The following is a 25,491-nucleotide window of genomic DNA, read 5'->3' as shown; positions in this document are numbered from 1 at the left end:
GTATGGTATAATTTTATGCTTTTGCTTTTAATAAATCTCTTATTTCAGTTAAAAGAACTTCTTCTTTTGTAGGTTCAGGTGGAGCAACAACTACTATCACTTCTTTTTTCTTTAAATTGTTAGCAGCTTTGATAATGATAAACAAAACAAATGCAACAATAATAAATGAAATAACCTGAGAAAGAAAGTTACCATACTTGATCGCCGTTCCGGGAATGGTAAGTTTACTTAAATCTTCAAGGCCAGCCGCACTTAATGCCGGGCCAAGTACGGCAGGAGTAATAATATCTTCCACTAAAGAGCTCACAATTTTACCAAAAGCAGCGCCAATGATTACACCGACAGCCAGGTCAAGAACATTGCCCTTAACCGCAAATTCCTTAAATTCTTTTATAAATCCCATAATCTTTAAGTTTTAGTTTGATTTATTTACGAATGTAGCAAACATTAAATTGAATACAAATGTTTAGCAAATAATTTAAAACCGGGCATATAGGCACTGTTTAAATTCACTTAATTTTTATTGATAACTGTCTTATTGACAGCTACTGGAGTACGTGCAGATGTTCCTGATCAGTTTATCCTGACCCATAAAATCTTGATTGAATTTGAACAGTTTCATAAAGCATTTAGATTAATTCAAAAGAATATCTGAAATGAATTGTTTATTTTTGCTCCAATTCTTATAAAAAAATATGCTAAAGCAACACTTACAACAAAAGTTATTACAGAAGTTATCACCACAACAAATACAATTCATAAAATTGTTGCAGGTGCCAACCGTTGCTTTAGATACAAGAATTAAAGAAGAGTTGGAAGATAATCCTGCTTTAGAGGATCCAAGTTTAATGACTCAGGATGAACCTAAAAGCGAATATGACGATTTAAACGATAGTGCTGATGATTTTGAAGGTCCTTCTGAAGATAGCAGCATGGATGAGTTTAATGTAGATGACTATCTGCAGGATGACAACACAAATGATTATAGCACCAATTACAACAATGGCGATGATGATGAAGAGAAAAAAGAAACTCCCATTGCCATAGAAAGTACTTTTTTTGAAAGCTTGCAGGAGCAATTGGATCTCATTCCGCTATCCGATCAGGATTTTATTATTGGAAAGCAAATTATTGGCAGTTTAGATGATGATGGGTATCTACGCCGTCCATTAGGCTCAATGATTGATGATTTGGCCTTCTCTCAAAATGTTATGGTGGAAGAAGAAGATGTTTTGGAAATGCTGAAACTGATTCAAAGCTTTGACCCTCCAGGCATCGGGGCCAGAGACCTTAAAGAGTGCTTGCTCATCCAGCTCAAAAGGAAAGACCCGAATAATCCAATTATAGTAAAAGCAATGAATGTTGTAGAAAACTATTTGGATGAATTTACCAGAAAACATTACGATAAACTGGAAAAAAGCTTAGGCTTAGACAGCGAAGAACTTAAAGAAGTGGTTAATGAAATTTTGCGTTTAAATCCAAAACCGGGTGATGCAAACCAGGTTACCACTAAGCAAATGCAAATTATTCCCGATTTTCATATCAGTAATAATGATGGTGTTTTAATTCTGACACTTAACTCAAAAAACGCACCTGAACTGAAAGTAAGCAGATCTTATCAGGAAATGTTTGAGCATTATGATAAAGCATCATCAAAAGATAAAAAACTTAAGGAAGCTGTTCAATTTGTTAAGCAAAAACTCGACTCTGCAAAATGGTTTATCGATGCGATTAAGCAAAGGCAACAAACCTTGCTTAAAACAATGAATGCCATTATGCATTATCAGTATGAATACTTTTTAACTGCCGATGAGCGCAAAATGCGCCCAATGATTTTAAAGGATATTGCTGATAAAATTGATATGGATATTTCAACCGTATCAAGGGTAGCAAATTCAAAATATGTGCAAACAGAATTTGGCACATTCTTGCTTAAATCTTTCTTCTCTGAGGCTATTCAAACCGAAAATGGAGAGGAAGTATCAAATAAAGAAGTTAAAAAGATTTTAGAAGATTGTATCGGTAAAGAAGATAAACGCAAACCGCTTGCCGATGAAAAGCTAACGGATATCTTAAAAGAAAGAGGTTACAATATTGCCAGAAGAACAGTTGCAAAATACAGAGAGCAAATGAATATTCCTGTAGCCAGATTGAGAAAAGAGCTTTAAACAGTTTTCAGTCAGCAGTTTTCAGTTAACAGTTTTCAGGGCATTACCACATTCTGATATAAGAAGGAACCTTATAAATATTGTTCAATAACAATCCCAATACAATCTCGTGGCTGCCATTACTCACTTGATTGAGATCGGAAGTGGTAAAGTCGTATGAATAAGTCAGGTTAACCATTTTACCGATATTAAAGCCGGCCATTGCTGAAAACGAATCATCTTTACGATAACTTCCACCTAACCACACCTTATCTTTAAACGCTATTTTCATGTTTAAATCTACCGAAACAGGACTTGGTTGAACATATTTAACCATAATGGATGGAATAGCCGCAATTTCATCGTCAAAGAAAAATTTATAACCTGCGGTAGCAAAAACATGTGGAACCTCTTTTCCCTGGTTATAACTATTATCCCCTGAGAAACTTAATTTCTGAGATAAAATCTGCTGAGCAGATATTCCTGCGAACATCCTGGCACCGTATAACCATAAACCTACGCTTAAATCTGGCTTAACCTGATTGGTTAAGGCCCTGCTTAAAGAAGGCTCGTATGGGTTTTCAAAAGTTAGTGCATTAATATCTAACGAAATGCTGGATAAGCCCGCAGCAATTCCAGCAGATAAATTAAAATTATTACTTAACTGCAAATGATAGGCGTAAGTAACATTCGCATCCAATCGCTTAATTGGGCCTGTTTTATCCAAAACTGCAGTTACGCCCATTCCATGATGCGATGGAGATGACATGTAATTCTGCATATAATTCCTGTCCATAGGATTACCTGTTTGCTCAGGAAAAGATGTTAAAGCATTACTCCACAATTGATTATCACCCAATGCCCAGTGTGCCGAAACAAACGATGTTTGAGGGGCATCGGTTATTCCCGACCATTGTTTTCTATAACCGGCTTTGAAATCTATATAATTTTCAATGCCTGAAAGCGCCGGATTTAACAAATATTGGTTAAAAATATATTGTGTATACTGCGGCTTCTGTTGTGAAAAAAGCTTTGTTGAAATAAGAATAGCTAATATAAGGATGTACTTTTTCAATTTTATCTGATTATAGTGAGAGGTCCGGTTACAATTTTTCTTCCATTTCTTGGGTTGATAATATAGTAATAAACGCCCACAGGAAGTGGTTCATTTTGAAAATTACCATCAAATGGAATTTTATATCCATTGCTAAAGAAAACCCGGTTTCCATTTCTGTTGAAAACCTCAACGGTAGCGTTAGGATATGACTCTAAATGCTGTATGATCCAAACATCATTAATATTATCTCCGTTTGGTGTAAAAGCATTTGACGGAATTAAAGCTTGTAAAACTTTTACGGAAACATGTGTTACGGCTTTGCATCCTTCAGGGTTTGTGGTTACAGTTAAAGTGTACTCCATATCTTGATCTGGTGTTGCAATGGGATTTAGAATTTTACTATTGCTCAATCCTGTTGTCGGCGTCCATTCATATGACAATCCATTACCTTCTGCCACCGTGGGAATCTTAATCTCTCCACCAGCCAATATATAAACAACTGGTTCTACATTAACAACCGGCGATTTGTTAACAAATATAGATTTGGTTAAAGAAGTTTTGCACCCGTTGTCAGCTGTAAAAGTATAGGTAATGTTATGCGGCCCTACTCCGGCAATTTTTGGATTAAAGGTCCCGTTAGTCTGCATTCCTTTTCCATCGCTGGTGTAAATACCTCCATCGCCGGCTATTCCCGAAATTTCATGAAACTGTTTAATGATAATACTGCCATCATTTTCACAAACCGGCAAAATTTCATCGGCAGTTAGTATAGCTGATGCTTTTAAGGTAACCGTTTTTGTGATAAAATCAGCACATTTTCCGCCCGAGTAAGCAACAACCTTAATTTGATAATCTCTGGTATATGGTGTTCCAAAGGGGGTATATTCCAAATCTATTTGCTCGGGAATTGGGAAATTAAAGGTTTGAAAACGCTCCGGATGGTTTATGTTATCCTGATAAACCTCAATCTTGGTAATGTTTCCAAAATCTACAGTGGAAGTATTTTTTATAGACACCAATGAATTACTGCAAAAAGAATTATCTGCCAGAATTTCAAAATCTGCTTTTGGAACAGAACCATTCACAGTAAATTGCTGTTTTTTTACATTTACACAGCCATTCGAATTGGTAATGGTTAAGGTAACTTCATAGTGATCGGCCACAGTATAAGTATGTACACCATCCTTTTGATTCGAAATATTTTTAGCCCGTTCTGCAGCTCCTAAGTACTTATCTCCAAAATCCCATTGGTAAGTTAAGCCATCATCAGTACCACTCACGTTAACAGCAGTATTTACAAAAGTGGCAACAGCATCTTTTAAACAAAAATCAGGCATGGTAAAATTTGCTTGTGGTAAATTGGTCACCACAATATCCCATTTTTTTTCAGGACTTACACAATCTTTTTCTGAAGTAGTTACCAGAGTGATGGTATAAGTTCCGGCTTTAGTATAAATATGTTTTGGATTTTGCTCATTTGATACTGCCGTCTGATCGCCAAAATCCCATTTCCATCCTTTTATTGAATGGGCCGAAATCGACTTGCTGATGGTTGATAAATCTTGAATGGCCACTTCAGTATTCACACAGGTTTCTGCAGGTGCTTTGAAGTTCGATTCTGGCAACGGATATATTTCTATTTCCTTTTCAACAGGATCAGAATAGCAGCCTGTACCAGATTTAACTGATAACAGCACCTTATATTTACCTTCTTTTGCAAATTTATGTTTTGGATTCTGATCAGTAGAAGTACTTCCATCTCCAAAATCCCATAGCCAGTTCGTAATAGAAAAATCAGGGGTGTTAGCATTGCTTTTATCGGTAAATATCACTTCCGAATTTGCACAGCTGCTCAATTGAGTTTCAAAATCTGTAGTGGGTAGATTATAAATGTTAAAGACATAATTGGTTGTTATATCCCCTGTGGTACAATTAGACGTGATCGGAACATGCGCCACAACTTCAAGGTGATACTCACCTGTTGTTGTATAAGTTTTGCTTACCGGATAGCGGTAAACATAAATCGTTTGGCCATTCACGTTTTTAATTTCAGGAACCGGATTGTTAACAACTTCCGGATTGCCCCCTTCCAGGGTCCACGTTATTCGGTCAGGCTGGTAAGGCAGATTAACCTTAAAATCCACAGTTTGTCCTATACATCCATTAGGATTCTCTTCATTTCTGATTTCATCAACTACAGTTAAATAATTATTTGATGATAAATTTGTTCCTGCAGAGTAAGAATAGGATTCTGCCTGACCAAAACCATAAGCAATGGCATTAAAACCATCATCGGCAGTTAAAGTTAAACTGGCTGCCGAAACGGGAATCTGAGCATAAGAATAGGAACCATTCCCCACCAGGGTCGACCAGTTTACAGATGGAGCCACCCCATTGATTTTAAAAGTATTAACCTTATTACTTCTGATCAGGATATTGATATATTTATCTACAATAGCTTCCAGATCAGAAGAAAACACAGTGACCGCTTTGATACTAAATTCAACAGGATTTAACATGACCATTTCCGGATCACCTATAATTGCTCCCCCCGTTGCCGATGAACAATTTTGGGTTAAGGAATATTGGGCAACACTAATTAATTTATCGGCTGATACGAATGTTGACTGCGCTAAAAAACCACTTTCATGAAATTGCCCTTTATTTAAAGTAATATAAATACCATTATAATTAACTGTAGTATTATCTTCTTGCGCAAGAATTCTCAAAATATACCTTCTATCCTTAAAAGGAACCACGCCATAATTACGCCCCCAGCTTACCGTTGGATAAAGTTGCTGATATAAAGGATCCTGAGATCCGGTACACCCTCCTATCATTACAACTGATGTTCCTGAAAAAGCAGCAAATCTTTTGCATGATGATTTTGCAGGATCGGTTTCTACATAAACACCGGTTAAGTCGCTGCTGCCAGCCATATACTCATACACATCTCCAGCATTAGCGAGCGTAACAGGAATCACGTTTCCTGCCTTATCATGAATCAAAACACTGGTATTATCTTCTGCCGCAACTATTGCCAGATAATTTTTACCCTCAAAAGATTGGGTATAATTCATTGAATAATAGGTTTGTCCCAGTGTTTCAAAGGGAAGAATTAACGATGCTGCAGACCTTGCCCTGCCATAAATATGAGCATATGCAGAAACCTTTGGTAAACCATCGGTTACTTTGATCCGGATTGCCCGGTTGATAAGATTAGTGTTTGATTCATAATCCTCTATATAAGCAGAAGCTCTGGGAACATCAAATTGAATTGCTGTATTAGCTGGAATTTCTTTTAATTGAGACCATGCTCCACAACTTACCGTTACCTGGGTTTTAAATTTAGATGTAACAAATACTGCAATATTTGCCAAACTGTTCTGAGCAGGAACATGCGTAGGAAAAACAGCCCAAAAATCGGTCCCTTCATTAGAAACATTTTGAGCAAAAGAACGTAATGAAACCGATAAAAATATAATTAAAGCTAATAATCCGGCCCGCTTCATTGCTATTAGCCTAATTGAGAATTGTTGCACATTTTATATCAAAAATAGATATGCAATATACTATTTCTAATATACAAGAAAATATCTTTCACAAAAATTAACAATTAAAAAAGCGCAAAAACTTTATTTCGTGTAATAAAGAAAGAGGTTTGTGTAAAAAAATTTGAATATCTAAAAAGGCAAGTGAATCTATTTATAACTACCATCTATTGGTATTTAACCCATTTAAACGATATAATTGATTTGAACAATCAAATAAAAAGATTCAAAGGCATAAAGCCCGCTTTAATTTAAGATATTATAAATCATTGGTAAAATATTCAGTCATTTATTTCGTCTGACTGATCACCACTTCCAAATTTTTCAGAAAAATCTTTAGCCTTATCATCTGCAAGCGTATCGTTATGATCTTTTGGCTCCAGGTTTTCATCCAAACGATCATTCCAATTGTCAAGCCCTTTGGAGGGATTCATTTTATTCTGCTCAGTGAATGATGCTTTCTGTTTTAGCTGATCTTGTTTTTGATTTTTCATTTTAGATTAATTTAAAATAAAACACCCTCAGTAATGGAAAGTTTTAATCAGTGATTATTAGTCAGCTATATCATAATTTTTTACCTGTTGGTTGGTGTCCCGCCAAACGAAATTAGAGGAGTTTACTGGCTTTTTTAATGTCCGGTGGGACACCAACCGATAGAAGAAAAACAATTGTCCTTTAGATTTGTGCTTCTCTAAAATATATGATTTGAATTTATATTTTAGGATTAAAAGATTACCTAGATCGGTAGCGGCTCATTAAGGATTGTCAAGGTTGAATACCTATAGAATGATATAATCCGCTACCGATTTTTCCCTTAGTGACCAGATAACAATTTTACCTATCGGTTGGTGTCCCACCAACCGAAATCAAAGGAGTTTACTGGTTTTAATTTAAATACCTCCGGTCGGCGGGGCACCATAGAAGAAAACGAATAACTTTAAACCAGCATTGCGCTCAAAGTTCTTGATTTTACTTCAAAGGAGTTTACTGGTTTTAATTTAAATGCCTTCGGTCGGCGGGGCACCATAGAAGAAAAACGAATAACTTTAAACCAGCATTGCGCTCAAAGTTCTTTTACCTATCGGTTGGTGTCCCACCAACCGAAATCAAAGGAGTTTACTGGTTTTAATTTAAATGCCTCCAGTCGGCGGGACACCATAGAAGAAAAACGAATAACTTTAAACCAGCATTGCGCTCAAAGTTCTTGATTTTACTTCAAAGGAGTTTACTGGTTTTAATTTAAATGCCTTCGGTCGGCGGGGCACCATAGAAGAAAAACGAATAACTTTAAACCAGCATTGCGCTCAAAGTTCTTGATTTTACTTTGGGCACGGCTCCATGTCGCATAAATTCTGCGAAACCCCGAAGTTGTTTTATTGATTTTATGGCTTCATAACCAGCATAAGTAGTTCTGATTTTATTCAACAAAAGTGTATCAGTTTTAAACAGATCACTTTCCACAAGCATTCCTTTGTTCAAGAGCTTTTTAATTAGTTCTGCCATTTTTCCATTCGCATATAAATGAAGTGGCAATTTGAACATTTCATTATTCAGTTTTTCAAAAGCATCATTAATCCAGGCAACTTCAATTTCTGCTTTTACGGCAATTTTCCCATCCTTCAAAACTATTGAATTAAGAAATTCCCGGGCACGTTGACGTGAAATAATGCCTCCATAAACTCCATCACGTAAAGTATAGTCAAGTCGATCTGCACAAAGCGAGGGCATAGGTTGCTCTAAAATATCAAATGTTCCATATAAAATCTGGTTTATACTGTAACCATGTTTCAATAAAACATCAGGAATTTCAGATCTACATAAAACTTCAGCAAAAACTTTTTCATGATAATCTTCTTCCAAATAATCAAAAACATAATCGCCTACGTGAGAGAAAGCAGTATGAGAAATATCATGTAATAGACCGGCAATTTGCTCCAACTCCGATCCACCCAATTTCCTGATCAACATCATTACTCCAATGGCATGCTCTAAACGGGAATGGCAAATATCGGGATTGACTAAAAAAATTGCCCCACTTTGATGAATGCCAGCCAACCTTTTTAAAGCATCTGTATTTAAAAGATCAGCAAACAATTGCGAAAACTCCATTTTACCATATAAAAAATCGCTTAACTGGATCATATCTTTGTGTTTTTACTTATTCCATTTACAGAACAATAATACTAATATTTTTAGCATAAAAGAAATTTAAATCTCAACAGATAACTAAATTAATTAGCTGTCAATCGATTAATTTTTTTTTAAAAAACTACTGTATAGTAGGAGGTAAAGAACCAGTTCTTTCAAATGATGCTGATCTTCGCAGAGAGCGATGTTTCATTTAATTCATAGGCATGAAAAAATAACTTAAAGCTAAATGACCTGAGATTTGGCTCTTAAGCCTTTACAGCAACGATTCCGCCAAGCCCCGTCATTGCGAATGAAGAAAAGTGCCTGTGCGGTGGATTGAAGCAATCTGCTGGTATGGGGGGATGTGTTGATGACAGATAGTGCAAATGACAAAACCCCGCACGGACAGATTGCCGCGGTTTTGAAAAAAACCTCGCAGCAATGACGGTAGTTTTACATAATTTGGATGATTAAATAAATGATAACCAGCATGTAACATCCAAAAATCACGCTAAAATATGATTAAGAAATGCCTATCTGGCAATGCATTTAGGATAAGTGGCTGAGTCTATAAAAGGTATATAACCGATAAGACAAGGATAATCATGTACTTTGGTTTCTTGTAAAATTGAAGAAATCAACTGTTTTTCTTGACTACATCAACCATATGATCAATATCAAATGGTTTTTCGATATAATCATCCGCTTTGCAATCTTGTGCTTGTTGAGGCAAATCATTAGATGTAGAGGTTAAAACAGCAGATACATCTTCAGTTTCAGGATCAGATTTCAGTTCTTTAATTACTTCCGATCCTTTCTTTTTTCCTTTAATATGATCATCTACCACAACAACATCTGGTTCGATTTCGTCAATTTTCTCAATCGGTTCTGTGGTTAACGATGCTGTAACCTCAAAACCCTCCTCCTCCAATACTTCGTCCATGATATCTAAGATATCTTTATTATCCTGAACAAGTACAACCTTTTTCTTCATAAAATATATAGGAATATTATTTTCTAAATATAAAAAAAAAGAATAACCTATGCCAAATTCAGATTTTTTTTACAATCAGTAAAAATAAATCAGGTTTTCGTCTTGAATTAATGCCCGTTCGTCGAGTATTACATGTGAGTGGTATAAAAGCGATAAAAGCCTTGCAACGTTTTTCCGGTAGCGGCGTCTTATCTACAAAACAATAACAAAAAAACTTAAACAATTCAATAACAATTAATTAACATTTAATTATTAAATACAAAACATTATGAAAACTTCAATCAAAACCCTAATTGCATCTTCATTAACTGCAATTGTTTTATCTGCAGGCGTATTTTCAACCAGTGTTTCTGCTACAGAAAAAGCACCGGTAAAAGTTTCAACAGTAGGTACTTTTAAAAGAGTTTCTGTAAAAGGAAATGTAGAAGTTACTTTAGTACAAAGGAGTTCAGCAGGCGTTTCTTATGCCGAGGATAATGTTGGAAGTGCTAAAATTATTCAAGATGGTGACAATCTTAAAATTTCATCTTCAGATAAAGGATTAACAAAAGTAGTGGTTTATGTAAAAGACATTTTCAGAATCGAAGCATCAGAAAATGCAATTGTTAAAACCGAAGGTAAACTAACAACTCAATATCTTCAAATCTTTTTAAAAGGAAATGCTCATGCAGATATCAATACCAGCACCGAAGGCTTATATACTGTAATTAAAGATAATGCCGATTTGAAATTAAGCGGATCTACTGATAGCCACACTTTGGTTATGGGCAAAACTCAAAAATTAACTATCGATAAATTTGCAGCTTTGAAAACAAACATCAGTTCAGTTGAAACTGTAGCAGTTGAAAAAGAAATTGCATCGAATAACTAATAGTATAAAAACACACAAATGAAAAAGCTTTCTGATTTAATTCAGAAAGCTTTTTGTTTTTAACATTAACATAACCCAATCAAGTTGGGAATCACGGCCTAAAGAGTCGTTTTGGACAACCTCATACGATCAATGATATTGTTTTAATGTTGGAGCATTTTGGCGATCTCTTTTTCAATTGATTTCAATTCCTTAGGCTTTAACTTTTTTGGAGCATCTTTCTGGTTATCCAGATACTTAACACCAACCCTTAAAGCTTTCAAACCAGAAACACCTTGTAATTCATCCAGTTCAAGCTGCTCTAAATCGTCATTTAAATAACCTTGAACCTGCATGTACTTAATGTATTCCATATATTCTTTGGCTTCATCCGGATTGAAATAAACCATTGAAATTTTATGTGGTTGCGTTAAGCGCTCATCGGTTCCTTTGATCAACACCTTATCAATCCGTTTTTTAACCACTTCATAGCGGATATTGTAAGCACCCTCCACATCAAAACGACGCTCATCATTTCTAAAGCTGATATCAATAGCATTTGAATGAATGAAAATCAACTGAGTGGTTTCCAACGGACGAGGCATTTCATTGATCAGTCCTTTTGATAAACGGGCAATATCAACCATTGAAGTTAATTGCCACAAACGAATATTCTTCAAATACAGCAAATCAAAAGGTCTCTCTGGCGCAATTTCCTGCCCGATATAAATATCATATTCTACCCCATCGGTTCTGAACTTGGCAAAATAACAAGGATACGAAGCCTGGAGATTCGCCTGTGATTTTTCCAAATGCTGACTAACCTCTGTATTGATTAATTGCATGGAAACTTCAAGCTGCCGGCGATTGGCATAAGCAGCACCCGTTTCAGGAACGATCACCTCAAAATATTTGTCAACAATTTCTGCTGTTTCAGGATAGTTTCCTTTAATGATCGAAAGAAATGGATAAACTTCGATCTCTAAAAATTCATTAAGCTGATTTTCTTCATTTGAAGAAGCAAAACTACCAATGCGTTTAATCCAATCCTTACAATTGAAGAGCAATTTATCGGTAAGTTCTAAGGTAACCGTTTTACGAATGGCTTTTAATGCATCAATCAGACTATTCAACAACACCTGCAAATCATCTTTTAATGCCTTATTTCGCTCTGTTGTAGAGTTGCGAATATCTATTGCACCAAATAACGGATACATATGTTTAAAGGTAACCGTTTCAATTTCCTTTACTTTATTGTTGCTGTTTTGGCTTTGAAGAAAATGCCATACAGCTTCATTAAATTTCCATTGAACAGATGGCTGCAAAGCTGTAAACTTATCCATCAAAACCTCATCCATTTTAGCATCAAACTCTTCAATACTATACTGAAAAAGCTGACCAATCAATGGCATGGCTGGGCGTAATCTTGACAATAACTTATCATCAACCAACACTTCCTGGCTTGAATATACTTCCAATACACCTGCTAACTGCATATTGTAATAAACAGGCAGCACGGAATAAGAACAAACACCAGCTTCTTTTAAAACCCTTAAAAACGGATCTTTAGAAATTTGATCATCATTAATAGCACTTACAAAAATTGCCCTGGGATTTTCTTTATATTTATCAACCAATGAATAAAAAACTTCTTCTTCCAGGTTTGATGCTTTTGCCGAATTGATCAGCATGCTTTGTGAAAATTCCTTATTATCAAAAACCAGCTTATTATTTACCGTTAAGAATGGCATTAAACCAAACTCTAAATTTCCATCGCCACTTAAGCTTTTTAACGCCTGAATCACATGAGCATATGCCTCTGTTTGGTAATTATGATTAACCAAAGCATCGCGAATACCATCAATGGAATGTTGAAGAGTAACATCAGTTATAGAAATGATGCTGAAACCTTCAAAATGAAAATCTTTCAAAGGAAGATTGTTCATCAGGTATTCCAGCTCATTATTGTCCTGAAAGCATTGTCCCAGTTCTTCAAAATTAAGTTCAGGTAGTTTACCTTTATGTTTAATATCCACAAACTTGGTGTCAGTTTGGATATTATAGTATTGCGTAAGCTTGGTTTCCTGATTAAGGTGACCATAAATGATCTCGTTTTTGATTACCGAGGTAAAATTGTAAAAGCGATTTAAAATAGTGTTATAGATAAATTTGAGCTGTTTTTTCTCTACAGGCTCGCTATCTTTATTAACCTTGTTTTTAGGATCGTGATCTTTAAAAAATTTATAAAAAGCATTGGTACTAAAAAAAATCTGATCAGGAATTGGTGTGCTCAACGCCCAAAACAAATCATCCTCATCCCCCATTAAAGGTGTAAGAATGGTAAAAATTAATTCTAATGTATCTTTATATTTCGATAATTCTTCTGCGCTTACGCTATTCAGAAGCATATCATCTTTTTCAATTTTTTGAAGTAAAAACCTATAAAATTCAGATTTTACTGATTTTTCTGTTTTCAATCTACCTTTTAAATACTCCACAAGGGGGCGAAAAGATAGTGTAGATTCTACCTGGCAATGTATACACTCGTTTTTATGTATCTGTATTACATTGGTATTCATTGTATATGTTTTGCTATAGTGTAAATTTTTGGGTTATCTGATTAATTACTAATTCATTGCAAAGATATGTAATCGGTAAAGGAACAATCGTCTGTAAAACGTAATACTTCAATTACCTGTAACTTACACAAATTTAGTACCTAAAATTTAACGAGACATATGGATACCACCCATCTGTAGAATGTCCCACTACCAATCGTACAACTGTGAGTGATGCCGGTGCGAAATAAACGCCACCACCCACACCATGATGCCATGTTGTGGAAGCTTCATTTCTTTTCCAAACTCTACCAACATCATAAAAACCTAGTAAGCCAATCTGGCCAGGCAGAACATAGCTTACCAGATCACCAAGCTTAGCCCTCAATTCCAGGTTGTTGTAAAAAATATGCTCTCCTGCAAACCTGAATTGGCGATAACCCAATAGATTTCCCTGACCACCGATATATAATGCCTGATAAAATGCAGGCTTACCGACCGTAACCCCACCTCCAAAACGATCAGCCAGAATGAATTTCTTTCTGCCATCGAGGTTTTTATATAAAGCAATACTCGCGGTAAATTGTCCGAAAGAATTAGAATATTTATTTACACCTTTATAACCAAGCAATTTAAAATCCACAAAACTTCCTAAAGTAGGCAACAAATCATTATCGCGGGTGTTATTGGTAAAATTAACAATTGCACCGGCAAACATTTTTTCATTACGAACTGTCAAACTGTCAGCAGAATGAAGCTGACCTGGGTTTAAGATAAAACGACCTTCATTATCTTCTCCGTTAAATTTGTAATACTGATAAGACGGGCCAACTGAAAAAGTTGATTTTGGTCTGCGCCACCTAATAGCTGCATCAACCTGATAAAGATTAAAACGAGCACGATAATAACGGATGTCATCTCCATGCTCGTCAAAATGAGTATCGTTACCCAAGCCAAAGAAATTTTGGGTATTATTTGGTGCATACGCATCGCCTTTAACTACCAAATCGCCTTTTCCTAATGCTTTTAACCACTCTCCCTTGTAACTAAAACGAAATGCTCTGGTAGAAAACGAATGTAAAAAGGACAGCGTTTGCGCATTTCCCCATGGTTGTTTTCTGAAACCGGGATTGGTTTGTTTGTAAATTAATCCCAATAAAATTCCGTCATCATTATTGTAACCTGCATTTAACAGGTAAGAATTTCGCCGGTATAAATCTTTTGGAATGTAGCTGAAGTTTGAAGTATCGTTAGAGATGATTTTTCTGATTTTATCCTGATCATTGCCTCCATAAGTGGCATTATCGGTTCTGCCATATAATCTAACTAAGCCATTACTATTGGCAAAATCATAATATTTACTGCCTTTGCCACCAATAATGCGAATTTTGATCTTCGAGTTTTTGTTGTTTAAAATTAAACTGTCGTTTCCATTGTGCAGGTAAATACGAAGTTCTTTGGTTGTTTTAGGATCAAAGGTTCTATCGAACAATTTATCTTTAACATTGCCTTCTTTTGAAATTTTATTGATTTTTACATGCAAACCATCATTTTCTGCATCGGTTATTTGGATGTATTCATTCTTGTTTGTCATTTCAATATCCACAATGCGGTTAAAAAAATGATAGTAATCACTCATCAGCTTTGGCAACCTGGCAATCCTGTCACGCAGTTGAGCTAAAAATTCGTCATGATGCAGTGAATAACCTGGTTCTGGAAGTTTACTTAGAGCCTTTTCAAAAACCTCATCGTTATAATTGGCACAGAAATCTTTTACGATTTTGTTAAATTCTTCTTCATCAATATTGGCTGTCCAGCGGCTACTGATTTCCCTTCCCTCCCATAAAAACCAATTAATGTTCTGGATTTCACGCTCATACCCCTGCATCATGGGCAGCAATGATGAAGATTGGCTGTAACGTTGTAAAAAACCATCCGACCTGAAAAAAACCTGGTCACGATCTCTCGGTACCGGAGTATAAATTGAACCCTCTTTGGTTTTGGTTTCTTTCCAACGCCATTGATCTTCATGCCTGTCCCAATCGCCAAGCAATACATCAAGCGACCTTGCTCTTACCCAGGCAGGCCCGTCTAACTTATTATCGTTATCATCGGTTAATTTCTTATCCATTTTAGGAGAACTGTCTGATTCGCCAACAGGCTCTCTTTCTTCAAACAAGCACAAGGTATTGGCAAAGGCAGATTCAAATTCGCCCAGATTATCATCCGGAGAAACCCAGCCAATAATCGGATTGGTATGTGGAATTTTAGCTGCTTTAGCCAATTCAGGCACAACCAAGGCCGAAAATGGATGCTGTGCAGACATATTATCTTTAATAATGTCTTTTGCAAAAGTTGTTCTTAATCCTTCAGGCAACAAAACTTCCGGATATTTTTCTACACTTCTCAATACATATTCTTTGCCATTTTTATCCTCTAACCGTAATGAACGGGATTGATTTCCGCCACCACGCTGCGTCGCTTTTAACCCCCCCATCATCTGAGAAACCCGAAGAACAGGGACTTTAGTTCGCTGTGCATATTCTTTACGGTAATTTTCACCAAAAACAAATCTGTGAAAGCGGCCAACACTATCGTATTCCGGTTTTATACGCACAAAAATACTATCAGCCGTAATCGGTTTATCCCTGTTTCTAACCTTAACGGGAATAGTTTCAAACTTTTTGATATAACTGTAAACTCTTTTAACGCTTGTATCAGAATAGATATAATATTCATAGCGCATATCGTTGTTCATTAACTGATCGGCAATTACATAACCTTGTTGCATTTCATGAAACAATGAAGTTTTTCCTTCTTTATTGGGAGATACTTTTGAGCCCGAGCCACTAACAATTTGAAGTTGCTTTCCTTTGATCAGTTGTAAACCATGTTCATGACCAGCAACATAAGTAACATTCGGATAATCGCCAAAAACGCCCGTTACAGATCTGATGAGATCTTTATAGGCCGGATGGTTTAAATCTTCAGGGCTTAACAAAGTAGATCGCAACAACGGATAAACGGAACCCAACACAGGCATTGGGATATAAAGATTTTTATTTAAGGAGGTTAATGGAAAAATATGGTTTCTTAAATTGAAATACCCGCCATGTGGCCCGTAACTTTGAAACGGATGATGAGAAGCCAGTAAAATCACTTTATCCTTATTTTCTTCCAGCAACTGTTCCATGCGAACCAGAATCTCATCTTTTGTTCTGCAATCGCACTCTCCTGCCCGATTAAATTTATTATAAGGAAAAAGCCACCATTCACTATCATAGGCAATGATGCTCAGTTTATCTGTTAGTTTAATTGCTACAGGATCAGGACAGCCGTTTTCAGGCACAAGCTTCAAAAGCGGATCATTCTGCGCTTTCAAAAAAGCATCCTGTGCTTTAATTTTTGCCAAACCTTTCGGACCCGATTTATCCCAATCGTGATTACCAGGAACAAAATATACTGCGGCGCCCATTTTACGCATGGGCTCAAACTGCGATTGTAATATTTTTTTGGTGTTCTCCTCTTCAAGGCTCCCCGGCAGCCCCATTCCTGTTGGATAAATATTATCGCCTAAATAAACAACGGTGGTCTTTTTAGGGATAACCTGTTTCGCAGCATTTTTCAAATCCTGCATCTGGGCAGGATTCATTTCTCCTGCATCTCCAAAAAGAATAACACGATATTTTACATCATCTTGCGCAAAGGCAATAAGATTAATAAAAAATAAGATTGCTATTAGGGTAAATCTTTTAATCATAGCCGGGCGTTTGTATAAAGATAGATAATTTTCAACTGATTATTTTTTCAGTTTGAACATTAAAATATTACCCGCAGATAGCACACCCCCTTCATTTGAAATATAAAGATTATGATCCCGGTCAAAGGCAATCCCCTCTGGCTGGTTGAAAAAACTTCCTTTTAAGGGATAAGTTGCTTTTATTTTGAAATCAGCATCAGTGATGACCAATAATTTATTCACCGATGAAAGCACATACCATTCACCTGTTGATGGATTTTTAGCTAAAGCAGATGGACGGAATTTCATTTTAGATTCGCCGGTCAGATCAGCAATTTCTTTGTAAGGCAAGCTGAAAGTACCATTTGGTGTAAATTTCCCATTGTCAAATTTAAAGGCAAAAATATCAGTTTGATCTTTCTTATCTTTTTTTACTTCTTTTGTTAAAATGTAAATCATGCCAGTTTTTTCATCGGCAGCCAGGCCTTCATACTCAGCTTTCGGAACCAAATCTTTAGTTCGAATCACATTTTTCACTACTGGAGTATTGATTTCAGAAATCGGAAAAGTGTGCAGTTCTCCATTACTTTTCAAAACAATGATTTGATCATTTATAATCGTTACATCTTCATAATCCCCCTTGCCACCAAATTTGGTAAATTTTGATTTTTTATCGCTTAAACCTAAATGAAATAAATCTCCATCTTCATCCTGAATAGCAAAAACCTCTTTTGGATCGCCATTGTGAAAAACAATTCCAGAAATTTCAAACAGGTTTTGTGGCATATTATATTTAACCGGATTAGCTAAATCATAAGGTAAACCGGCTTTTGTGTCTGTTGTTTGAGCTGTTTTTTCAGCAGGAGATGACTTGTCATCATGCTTTTCATTTACACAGGAAACGCCGATAAAGGCAATAGCAAATAATGCCACTACTGACACTAGTTTTGTTTTATTCTTCATGGGATGAAATTTCATTTTTGTTTTTTAAATATTGGTAGATATCATGTTGAGATGAAACCCGAACCGCTTCTTGTTGAACGGGAACATTGTTCATGTGCTCGTCAATAATAACAGCTTGTACGTTATCCTGTTTTTGAATATTGATGATATCTAAAATTTCTTGTTTTATTTTTTTATCGTAAACAGGAAAGCAAACCTCTATTCTGCGATAAATATTGCGGTTCATCCAATCGGCTGAACCTAAATATACATCTTCCTTTCCAAGATTGTGAAACACAAAAACCCGACCATGCTCCAGGTACCGATCTACAATTCTGGTGACTGTAATATGCTCGCTCATGCCTTTTACTCCTGGAATCAAGCGGCAAATGCTTCGAACAATCATCTCGATTTTAACACCAGCTTCCGATGCCTCATAGAGCTTGTTAATTAAAACCTTCTCCTCAAGATTATTCATTTTTATAGTGATAGAAGCAACTTTACCCTCCTTTGCATGTGCAATTTCCCTATCAATTAATGAAAGAAAAGTTTGCTGAAGATTGAACTGTGCAACCAATAACTGATTAAATTCAATAAAATTGTCGGCTGTTGGCTTCGTTCGCTTTGCAAGAAAAATAAAAAGCAGTTCCACTTCCCTGAGCATTTCTTTATTGGCCGTCATTAAAATATGATCAGTATAAAATGCAGCTGTACTTTCATTGAAATTACCTGTAGCAAATAAGCCTGCATAACGCATTCTGTGCCCCGTTTTTCTTTTTACCAAAGCAACTTTTGCATGAACTTTTAACGCAGTAACACTATAAATGATGTCAACGCCGGCAGCCTTCATTTTTTTAGCCCATTTGATATTATTGGCTTCATCAAAACGGGCTTTAAGCTCTACTAAAACCGTTACTTTTTTGCCGTTTTTTGCAGCGCTGATTAATGCATTAACAATTTTTGAATCGCTGGCTACCCGGTAAAGGGTAACATAAATTTCCTGAACGGTTTCATCAATTGCAGCCTCGTTAAAAAAACGCAAAACACTGTCATAGCTTTGGTAAGGCGTATGTATAATAATGTCGTTTTTATAAATTGCTTCCGTTAAGGTGCCGTTAATAATGCTTGTATTGCATATTTTAGGCCATGTATTATTGGATAGCTGATCAGATTTTACCGGAAAACCGATCAGATCTTTGAGGTTATGGTATTGTCCGCCTTCAATACTATTTGCTTTCTTTAAATTGAAAATTTTCTTTATCAGCTCCAGAACATCGACAGGAATTCCGGGTTGATGCAGAAATCGGGTAGCTAAACCCAAGTCGCGTTTTAAAAGTTGCTTTTCCAGTTGTTCAGATAAATTTCCCGGATACTCATCTTTTAAATCTATTTCGGCATCTCTCGTTATTTTAAAACTAAAGCAACCTGAAACTTCATCGTTGGGAAAAATACGATCCAAATGAAAACGGACTATATCATCTAAGAAAACAACAAAAGTTTCATCAGGAGTTTCTACCTTATAAAATCGTGGCAATTCATTGGATGGAATATTCAGGATGACAGCTTTGGATCCCTCAGGGGCTTTAAGTATAATCAAAAAATACAACTCATTATTGCTGGGAAAGAAATGAGTGTTTTCATTAATATAAATGGGTTGCAAAAATGCTAAAACCTGACTTAAAAAATATTGGCTTATCGGCTTTTGAACTTCAGCCGGGTAATGATGCCCGTAAACCAGATTAATTTTGTTCGCCTTAAGTAACGGAATAATGCTCAATTTCAAAACCTGTCCAAAGCGTTGCTGCTGATCATAAATCAACTCATTTGCTGTTTTTAACAGATCTTCTTCAATCTGAATATCATTGTCTTCACGGTTGCTCAGTTTTTCTAAAGCTAAAAGAACCGGCATGCGCACGCGGTAAAACTCGTCAAGATTGGATGAAAAAATGGAAAGAAACTTAATCCGTTCCAATAACGGAACTGAATCGCGTTCAGCTTCCATCAATATTCTTTCATTGAATTTCAGCCAACTTAAATCTCTGTTGAAAAAGGATGAAGCAATCATTTCGGCCATTAAAGTTTACCGTAAGCAATTACAAAAGCAAAAACTGCAATGATTAAGCCCCACATAAAAATGTTATAGGCCAAGCGAATCAGTTTGTATTTACGTCCTAAAACCACGCCTTGAGAATATACATCGGTAATTAACGTGCCGTAAAGAAAATCCTTGTCGTTCATAACCTTAATCATTCCATCGGTATAACTGGGCAGGCTCATTTTGTAAAAGTTACCAAAAAACAGCAGATTGACTTTCTTGTTATCCATGTCTTCTTTTGTGAATTCTCCCTTGGGTATGGATGGACGGGTGGATAAAATAGAAACCACCACACAGGTTAAACTCACAATAAGCAAAATAAATGTTGGAATAATCAAATTCCCATGATCTTCAAGCCTGCGTAACAGTAAACTCACGATTAAGGAAAGCATAATGGAGTTTACGGTGATTAAAATATGGGCTTTATTATCAGCCATATCGCTCAATCGTTGATTGTTCGCCGATGTGATTCTAAACATGGTTTCAATTCCTTTGTCCGGACGATCGTCTTTGTCTTTTTTCTTTCCTAAATCAATTACGGGCGCAAAATTACGGGGTTCATCAAGTTCTGTATTAATTTCTTCCTGAGCGGTCAGCTTACTTTTTAGCTTACTGATATTTTTTTGCTTCTGATCATTAAGCAGGAGAACGGCATAATCAGTATGGTAGCGGTGTGATTCCATAAACTGGATATCCTTTTTACGCCATTCCAATTTAGTGATGTCTTTTTTATAAATCAGTTCTACCTCCTTATACATGAGCTTTCCTTTTTTACGAAAATCTGGTAAGCCTAAGTGAAATAAATCTGCATCACAAATGATTTTGTCGATTTGATTTTTAGGGTTTTGCGGCATTTTGGTAGCTAAAATGGCGCTTTTAACCTGCTCACGAATTTCTGTTCCAACATTATGCTGTCTTAAAAATTCATCAGCCAATTCAGCACCTTTGGCTTCATGGTCTAAAGCATCTTCAAAATAGCCTGTATCATGAAAATATGCGGCAACGGTTACAGCAAAAAAATCCTGCTCATTTAATTGATAATGATTGGCAATTTGCTGTGTGGCGTTAACAACTTCTTTGGTATGTTCAAAATTATGATAAACCAATCGCGGATCATTATGGGTATGGAAGTAATCGCTTACGTGCTTTTCTACATCTTCCTGCAATTGTTTATAGTCCATGAATGTATTTCTGTTTGAGATAATTTATTATTTTGAGGAAATGCATTTTCTTAAAATACTTTTAAGCCTAAATTGTTTTGGTTTTTTATTGATTATAAAATTACGCTAATTTTTACAAAAACTACGTCGATCTGAATTAACAACAATAATGCCTCGTTTATTTTACAAAACAGTTATGCATTAAAGCGAATAATGAATTGATTTAATACTCACTTTATAAAACATACCGTTTATTAATTGGGTTATTCAAATTGAATAATGAGCTGAAAATGAGCTGATGTTAATTTTTTTTAACTTTTAAAGAAAAAACTTTTTCCAAAATTGAATGCAATTTTGTAACATTGCACTCGCAAAAAACAAATGTTTTTTCGGGGCCTATAGCTCAGTTGGTTAGAGTAGAAGACTCATAATCTTTTGGTCGCTGGTTCGAGCCCAGCTGGGCCCACTAATAAAAATAGCCTTTTTCAATAGAAAAAGGCTATTTTTGTATCAGAAACTCGGTTTTTTCAATCGCAAAGCTTGACACGGCAATCGCTGTTTTAGTCAGGTCTTACATTTATCTTTAAGTCCATTCGGCAAGACAGGAACGCGATCAGCAGGCTAAAGGATATGACCGGAAGCCTTCTATGAAAACTGCGCCCGTTTTCAGCTTACCGCCAGGGAGACCGGGGTCATCAAATTATTGCACAAAGACTGCCACACCAGCGAGATCGCGGCCCGCCTATACATACAGTGACCACCCATATCCAGAACATGACGGTAAAAACAAAAACACAGGGCCGTATGGAACTGCTGCGAAAACTGGAAGCTGGTATTTTTGATGTATAGTAACCCATTTAGATAAAAGTGGCCAAATGAAACCAAAGGCGCACCTTACCGGACTGGCTGAACGAAAACTGTAACCTGAATAATTATAATTATAAAGGCTCATAACTGCCGCTGCTGAAACTCGTCGAGCAACCCCTGCTCTTTGAGCAGGGCCAGCGGGTCGGCGTACCAGGTATAGGTAAAATCTTTCTTTTTGCTTAACGGTTTGCGGCTGTGGCTTTCCTCAGCCGTAGTCTGCTCGTGTGTCTGCTGAAAAAATAAAAAAGAGGGGAAGGGGAAAATTTTAATTAAACGATTGTCTGAACTCTAAAGGGGAAACGTTGGTCTTTGTCTTGAAAAGTTTGCTAAACGATTGTAAATGTTCAAAACCCAATTCATAAGCAATTTCGCTTACGGACAAATCGGTAGTTGATAGTTTTTCTTTGGCTTTTTCAATCAACTTGTCGTGTATGTGTTGCTGTGTGCTTTGTCCTGTCAATGTTTTGAGCAAACTACGCAAATAGGTTGGCGAAACGTTCAAATTGTCTGAAATGTATTGAACTGTCGGCAAACCTTTTGTTACTAAATCATCACTGTTAAAGTAGTCCGAAAGTAGTTTTTCCAATCGGTCAAGGATTTGATGATTAGTGATTTTTCGGGTTATGAATTGACGTTGGTAAAAGCGTTCTGCATAATTCAAAAGCGTTTCAAGATGTGAAATGATAATGTCTTGACTGAATTTATCAATGTTTGCGTGATATTCGTTTTTGATGTTTTCTACAATGCTGTTAATGAGCGTTTCTTCTTTGTCAGAAAGAAACAGGGCTTCGTTTACAGAATAGTCAAAATATTCATACTTCTTCATTTTGTTTGCTAATGATGTTCCCCATAAAAAGTCGGGGTGAATGAACAACATCCAACCTTCCAATTTAGGTGGCACTCCGTTTTGTTCGCCCCGCAAAATCTGCCCAGGCGACAAAAAGGCCATTAAGCCTTCGTCAAAATCGTATTTCTGTTGTCCGTAAAAAAGTTTGTCGCAACCTCGTTTTAATGATATGACATACAAATCAAATAACACGGTATTTATATCTGAATTGTTTTTCAGTCCCGACAAATCAATGATGCCGATAAGTGGATGTTGGGGCTTTGGAAGTCCCATTAAACGATGTATTTCCGTTATGGATTGTAGTCTATATGGTTTTGAATTTGCCATTGCACAAAGTTACTTTAATTTTTAAACGGATATTTAAGCCAAATCATAATCAAAGGCAATGCTAAAAACGGAATTTCTATCAAAGCCATTTTGTAGTTTCCTGCCCGTAATGCCAGAGCCATAATCAAAATGATTGACATTGCGTTCAGTAAGTTGCCCAAGAAAAATGTTTTGGGTATAAGCAATAAAACTCCAACTGTAATGGTCAAAACACCAAAGAACGGAATAAACAATTCGCTTATACCCAACTCACTCAACATTTTTAATGTTTCTGGATTTTTCTTGTAGTTAAAAGTGTCCCAACCGTGTTTGAAACTTAATGCTACCGAAACAATCAGCAACACTAATGAAATTATGTTCTTTATCATTTTACGATATAATTATTAAAAACGTAACCCAATATTATTGCAATCGGAAGACCAATTAAAGCATTTCTTAATGCCTTTTTTGCTTTGTTTGGAAATGGTTTTCTGTGTTTATAATACAGGAAAAATCCGATTGGTGGTAACATTTGTGAAAGCATAGACCAAAGTCTTGACAGTTCGTCTTTGTTGTTGTCGTTTTTCATATTATTTTATTTTACACGAGTCCATTTGTATGTTTTTCCAAGCATTGGAATACCTTTATAACCCCTTGTTTCAAGATTATTTGCATCTTTCAGTACGCCTTTCAGGCTGTAAGTATTTCCGTCATCTACGCTGTATAATTTAGCGTCAATGTATTCGCCATTTTTGTAGGTCAGCCCTGTGATGTGTGTAATGCCTTCTATAGAACGGTTTTTTAATTTCTCGTCAGGATTTTTACTGTCTTTTTTAGGTGTTTTCCCGTCAGTTTCAAACATACTCTTTGACCACAACAATTTAGCCGAATAGGTATTGCCCGATTTATAAAACTCTATTTTATAATCTTCACATTGCCATACACCTACTATTTGGTCTGGCGATAATTTTTGTGCAAAAGTTGCAACCGATACAAGTAGCATTGTAGCTACAAAAAGTAATTTTTTCATTTTTATTTGTTTTTTTAATTCGATATTGAAATTGAGCGCTTTAAATGCTTTATGCTTCCGATAGTAGCTTGAAAAATAGGAGTACTAAAATTCAACTTTAGCCAACTCTTGCGATATCTCCCATAGTCTTAATGAGACATTTACATCCTCAGCTTGTGCAGGTATTTTTGCGACAGATGGAAATCCTCGAGTCTCAATCATTTTGTTTGGTCCATAATACATACCTCCTTTGGCCTCTGGAGATGTGGCTGCATATAATGTTGGCAAGGCTCCTTGTGCAGATGGCTGGAACAAAAACGGAAGAAAAGTTCTCGCCATTCCTGCGGTGCTCCATCGCCCTGCACCAGTAATAAGTAGATTTGTTCGGGAAACACCTGGATGGGCAGCCATACTCACGATACCCCAACCGTGCTTTTCACTTTGTCGCTGAAGTTCTAAAGCAAACATCAGGTTCGCAAGTTTTGCCTGACTGTATGCTTTCCCTGGAGCATACGAAGATTTTGACTGAAGGTCATTAAAATTGATTATTCCTTCACGATTTGCTATACTTGAAACGGTAACAACACGAGCATCTGGTGATTTACGCAATAATGGAAGAAGTCGTGCTGTCAGTGCAAAGTGACCGATATGGTTTGTGCCGAACTGTAACTCAAAGCCATCGGCAGTTTCGAGTCGTTTTGGTGGCGTCATAACGCCAGCGTTATTGATGAGAAGATCGATAGCTTGTCCTTTTGAAATCATTTTCGAAGCGAAGGCTTTGATAGAAGATAGATCAGCAAGGTCTATTTTTTCAAAACTCACTTTTGCCTTCGGGTTAATCTGATGAATCTTAGCAATTGATTCTGCCCCTTTTTGAGGGCTACGCCCCATCATTATCACATTCCATCCTGCTGATGATAATGCTAATGCATCTTCAAATCCAATACCTTCTGTACTGCCAGTTATTACTGCTAAACCCTCGTTTCTTTGAGGGATATTTGATGTTGTCCATTTTTCCATTTCTCTGTCTTTTATTGATGCAAAGTTGCAACGACTTCAAAAAACAGATTTAGCCAAAACGACTTTTGTGTTAGTCAAAAGTGATTTGTCAACGAAAACAGTCAAATTGTTTGAAGTGGTGGGTGGGCTTTGGTTAAATTTTTCCTGCGTGGTCGGCTTTTTTTATTTTTTTTTGTGTCATCTGGTCGGGTGTCTGCCTGTCGGTTGCGGTCGTCCTGC

Annotated in this window: 18 protein-coding genes and 1 tRNA gene; 3 read left to right on the top strand and 16 right to left on the bottom strand. The window is 36.3% G+C overall.

Translation table 11 applies throughout. The features are described from left to right. Positions 1–13: 13 nt before the first annotated feature. A complete protein-coding gene (gene mscL, locus DU508_RS15535; RefSeq protein ID WP_115403718.1) occupies positions 14–403 on the bottom strand; it encodes a large-conductance mechanosensitive channel protein MscL in 390 nt (129 codons plus the stop codon). Between the two features lie 292 nt (positions 404–695). Here mscL and rpoN point away from each other — a divergent pair, with 292 nt between their 5' ends. After that, positions 696–2,168, top strand: coding sequence for an RNA polymerase factor sigma-54 (rpoN, locus tag DU508_RS15530; protein ID WP_115403717.1), 1,473 nt, complete (start codon positions 696–698; stop codon positions 2,166–2,168). Positions 2,169–2,211: 43 nt separating this feature from the next. On the opposite strand, the gene DU508_RS15525 is transcribed toward rpoN, so the two are convergent. From DU508_RS15525 to DU508_RS15505, 5 genes are all read right to left on the bottom strand, one after another. After that, on the bottom strand, positions 2,212–3,222 hold the full coding sequence (locus DU508_RS15525; RefSeq protein WP_115403716.1) for a PorP/SprF family type IX secretion system membrane protein: 1,011 nt from the start codon (positions 3,220–3,222) through the stop codon (positions 2,212–2,214). Positions 3,223–3,224: 2 nt separating this feature from the next. Further along, positions 3,225–6,716 carry a PKD domain-containing protein gene (locus DU508_RS15520; RefSeq protein WP_115403715.1) on the bottom strand — a complete coding sequence of 1,164 codons (3,492 nt, stop codon included), beginning with the start codon at positions 6,714–6,716 and terminating at the stop codon, positions 3,225–3,227. A 320-nt stretch (positions 6,717–7,036) separates the two neighbouring features. Beyond that, entirely contained in the window at positions 7,037–7,249 is a 213-nt protein-coding gene (locus tag DU508_RS15515) for a hypothetical protein (RefSeq protein ID WP_115403714.1), read from the bottom strand. A gap of 793 nt (positions 7,250–8,042) precedes the next feature. Then, positions 8,043–8,897 carry an HD domain-containing protein gene (locus DU508_RS15510; protein WP_115403713.1) on the bottom strand — a complete coding sequence of 285 codons (855 nt, stop codon included), beginning with the start codon at positions 8,895–8,897 and terminating at the stop codon, positions 8,043–8,045. Positions 8,898–9,522: 625 nt separating this feature from the next. After that, the gene (locus tag DU508_RS15505) at positions 9,523–9,879 is read right to left on the bottom strand and encodes a response regulator (protein WP_115403712.1); all 357 of its coding nucleotides are present in this window, start codon (positions 9,877–9,879) and stop codon (positions 9,523–9,525) included. A gap of 268 nt (positions 9,880–10,147) precedes the next feature. Here DU508_RS15505 and DU508_RS15500 point away from each other — a divergent pair, with 268 nt between their 5' ends. Next, positions 10,148–10,750 (top strand): GIN domain-containing protein, encoded by a 603-nt coding sequence (locus DU508_RS15500; protein WP_115403711.1) that lies wholly within the window; start codon positions 10,148–10,150, stop codon positions 10,748–10,750. Positions 10,751–10,893: 143 nt separating this feature from the next. On the opposite strand, the gene DU508_RS15495 is transcribed toward DU508_RS15500, so the two are convergent. The 5 genes from DU508_RS15495 to DU508_RS15475 all read right to left on the bottom strand — a co-directional run bounded on the left by DU508_RS15495 (position 10,894) and on the right by DU508_RS15475 (position 21,244). Next, entirely contained in the window at positions 10,894–13,308 is a 2,415-nt protein-coding gene (locus DU508_RS15495; RefSeq protein WP_147273641.1) for a GAF domain-containing protein, read from the bottom strand. A gap of 133 nt (positions 13,309–13,441) precedes the next feature. After that, positions 13,442–17,047 carry a BamA/TamA family outer membrane protein gene (locus tag DU508_RS15490; protein WP_115403709.1) on the bottom strand — a complete coding sequence of 1,202 codons (3,606 nt, stop codon included), beginning with the start codon at positions 17,045–17,047 and terminating at the stop codon, positions 13,442–13,444. Between the two features lie 39 nt (positions 17,048–17,086). Next, positions 17,087–17,989: an SdiA-regulated domain-containing protein gene (locus tag DU508_RS15485; protein WP_233509649.1), complete on the bottom strand. Its 903-nt coding sequence runs from the start codon at positions 17,987–17,989 to the stop codon at positions 17,087–17,089. Next, entirely contained in the window at positions 17,979–20,033 is a 2,055-nt protein-coding gene (gene ppk1 / locus DU508_RS15480) for a polyphosphate kinase 1 (protein ID WP_115403921.1), read from the bottom strand. Before ppk1 ends, DU508_RS15485 begins: the two co-directional genes overlap by 11 nt. A gap of 8 nt (positions 20,034–20,041) precedes the next feature. Then, a complete protein-coding gene (locus DU508_RS15475) occupies positions 20,042–21,244 on the bottom strand; it encodes a Pycsar system effector family protein (RefSeq protein ID WP_115403708.1) in 1,203 nt (400 codons plus the stop codon). Positions 21,245–21,615: 371 nt separating this feature from the next. On the opposite strand from DU508_RS15475, the gene DU508_RS15470 reads away from it, so the two are divergent. Further along, positions 21,616–21,689, top strand: a tRNA-Ile gene (locus DU508_RS15470). 666 nt (positions 21,690–22,355) lie between these two features. On the opposite strand, the gene DU508_RS15465 is transcribed toward DU508_RS15470, so the two are convergent. The 5 genes from DU508_RS15465 to DU508_RS15450 form a co-directional block, all read right to left on the bottom strand. Further along, positions 22,356–23,264 (bottom strand): helix-turn-helix domain-containing protein, encoded by a 909-nt coding sequence (locus tag DU508_RS15465; RefSeq protein WP_115403707.1) that lies wholly within the window; start codon positions 23,262–23,264, stop codon positions 22,356–22,358. A 14-nt stretch (positions 23,265–23,278) separates the two neighbouring features. Next, the gene (locus DU508_RS15460; protein ID WP_115403706.1) at positions 23,279–23,632 is read right to left on the bottom strand and encodes a hypothetical protein; all 354 of its coding nucleotides are present in this window, start codon (positions 23,630–23,632) and stop codon (positions 23,279–23,281) included. Then, positions 23,629–23,832, bottom strand: a complete 204-nt coding sequence (locus DU508_RS23735; protein WP_147273640.1) for a hypothetical protein — start codon at positions 23,830–23,832, stop codon at positions 23,629–23,631. The genes DU508_RS15460 and DU508_RS23735 overlap by 4 nt, the downstream gene beginning before the upstream one ends. A 6-nt stretch (positions 23,833–23,838) precedes the next feature. Then, positions 23,839–24,273 (bottom strand): DUF2147 domain-containing protein, encoded by a 435-nt coding sequence (locus tag DU508_RS15455; RefSeq protein ID WP_115403705.1) that lies wholly within the window; start codon positions 24,271–24,273, stop codon positions 23,839–23,841. Between the two features lie 84 nt (positions 24,274–24,357). Next, positions 24,358–25,272, bottom strand: a complete 915-nt coding sequence (locus DU508_RS15450; RefSeq protein WP_115403704.1) for an SDR family oxidoreductase — start codon at positions 25,270–25,272, stop codon at positions 24,358–24,360. Positions 25,273–25,491: the final 219 nt, after the last annotated feature.

Source organism: Pedobacter chinensis, from assembly GCF_003339865.1.
GTDB classification, from domain to species: Bacteria; Bacteroidota; Bacteroidia; order Sphingobacteriales; family Sphingobacteriaceae; genus Pedobacter; species Pedobacter chinensis.
This window is presented reverse-complemented; position numbering and strand designations above follow the sequence as displayed.

What these genes read in the sequence shown, in the direction of transcription:
- mscL (WP_115403718.1), bottom strand. Translation starts at nt 403, where the DNA reads ATGGGATTTATAAAAGAATTTAAGGAATTTGCGGTTAAGGGCAATGTT.
- rpoN (WP_115403717.1), top strand. Translation starts at nt 696, where the DNA reads ATGCTAAAGCAACACTTACAACAAAAGTTATTACAGAAGTTATCACCA.
- DU508_RS15520 (WP_115403715.1), bottom strand. Translation starts at nt 6,716, where the DNA reads ATGAAGCGGGCCGGATTATTAGCTTTAATTATATTTTTATCGGTTTCA.
- DU508_RS15515 (WP_115403714.1), bottom strand. Translation starts at nt 7,249, where the DNA reads ATGAAAAATCAAAAACAAGATCAGCTAAAACAGAAAGCATCATTCACT.
- DU508_RS15510 (WP_115403713.1), bottom strand. Translation starts at nt 8,897, where the DNA reads ATGATCCAGTTAAGCGATTTTTTATATGGTAAAATGGAGTTTTCGCAA.
- DU508_RS15505 (WP_115403712.1), bottom strand. Translation starts at nt 9,879, where the DNA reads ATGAAGAAAAAGGTTGTACTTGTTCAGGATAATAAAGATATCTTAGAT.
- DU508_RS15500 (WP_115403711.1), top strand. Translation starts at nt 10,148, where the DNA reads ATGAAAACTTCAATCAAAACCCTAATTGCATCTTCATTAACTGCAATT.
- DU508_RS15495 (WP_147273641.1), bottom strand. Translation starts at nt 13,308, where the DNA reads ATGAATACCAATGTAATACAGATACATAAAAACGAGTGTATACATTGC.
- DU508_RS15490 (WP_115403709.1), bottom strand. Translation starts at nt 17,047, where the DNA reads ATGATTAAAAGATTTACCCTAATAGCAATCTTATTTTTTATTAATCTT.
- DU508_RS15485 (WP_233509649.1), bottom strand. Translation starts at nt 17,989, where the DNA reads ATGAAGAATAAAACAAAACTAGTGTCAGTAGTGGCATTATTTGCTATT.
- ppk1 (WP_115403921.1), bottom strand. Translation starts at nt 20,033, where the DNA reads ATGATTGCTTCATCCTTTTTCAACAGAGATTTAAGTTGGCTGAAATTC.
- DU508_RS15475 (WP_115403708.1), bottom strand. Translation starts at nt 21,244, where the DNA reads ATGGACTATAAACAATTGCAGGAAGATGTAGAAAAGCACGTAAGCGAT.
- DU508_RS15465 (WP_115403707.1), bottom strand. Translation starts at nt 23,264, where the DNA reads ATGGCAAATTCAAAACCATATAGACTACAATCCATAACGGAAATACAT.
- DU508_RS15460 (WP_115403706.1), bottom strand. Translation starts at nt 23,632, where the DNA reads ATGATAAAGAACATAATTTCATTAGTGTTGCTGATTGTTTCGGTAGCA.
- DU508_RS23735 (WP_147273640.1), bottom strand. Translation starts at nt 23,832, where the DNA reads ATGAAAAACGACAACAACAAAGACGAACTGTCAAGACTTTGGTCTATG.
- DU508_RS15455 (WP_115403705.1), bottom strand. Translation starts at nt 24,273, where the DNA reads ATGAAAAAATTACTTTTTGTAGCTACAATGCTACTTGTATCGGTTGCA.
- DU508_RS15450 (WP_115403704.1), bottom strand. Translation starts at nt 25,272, where the DNA reads ATGGAAAAATGGACAACATCAAATATCCCTCAAAGAAACGAGGGTTTA.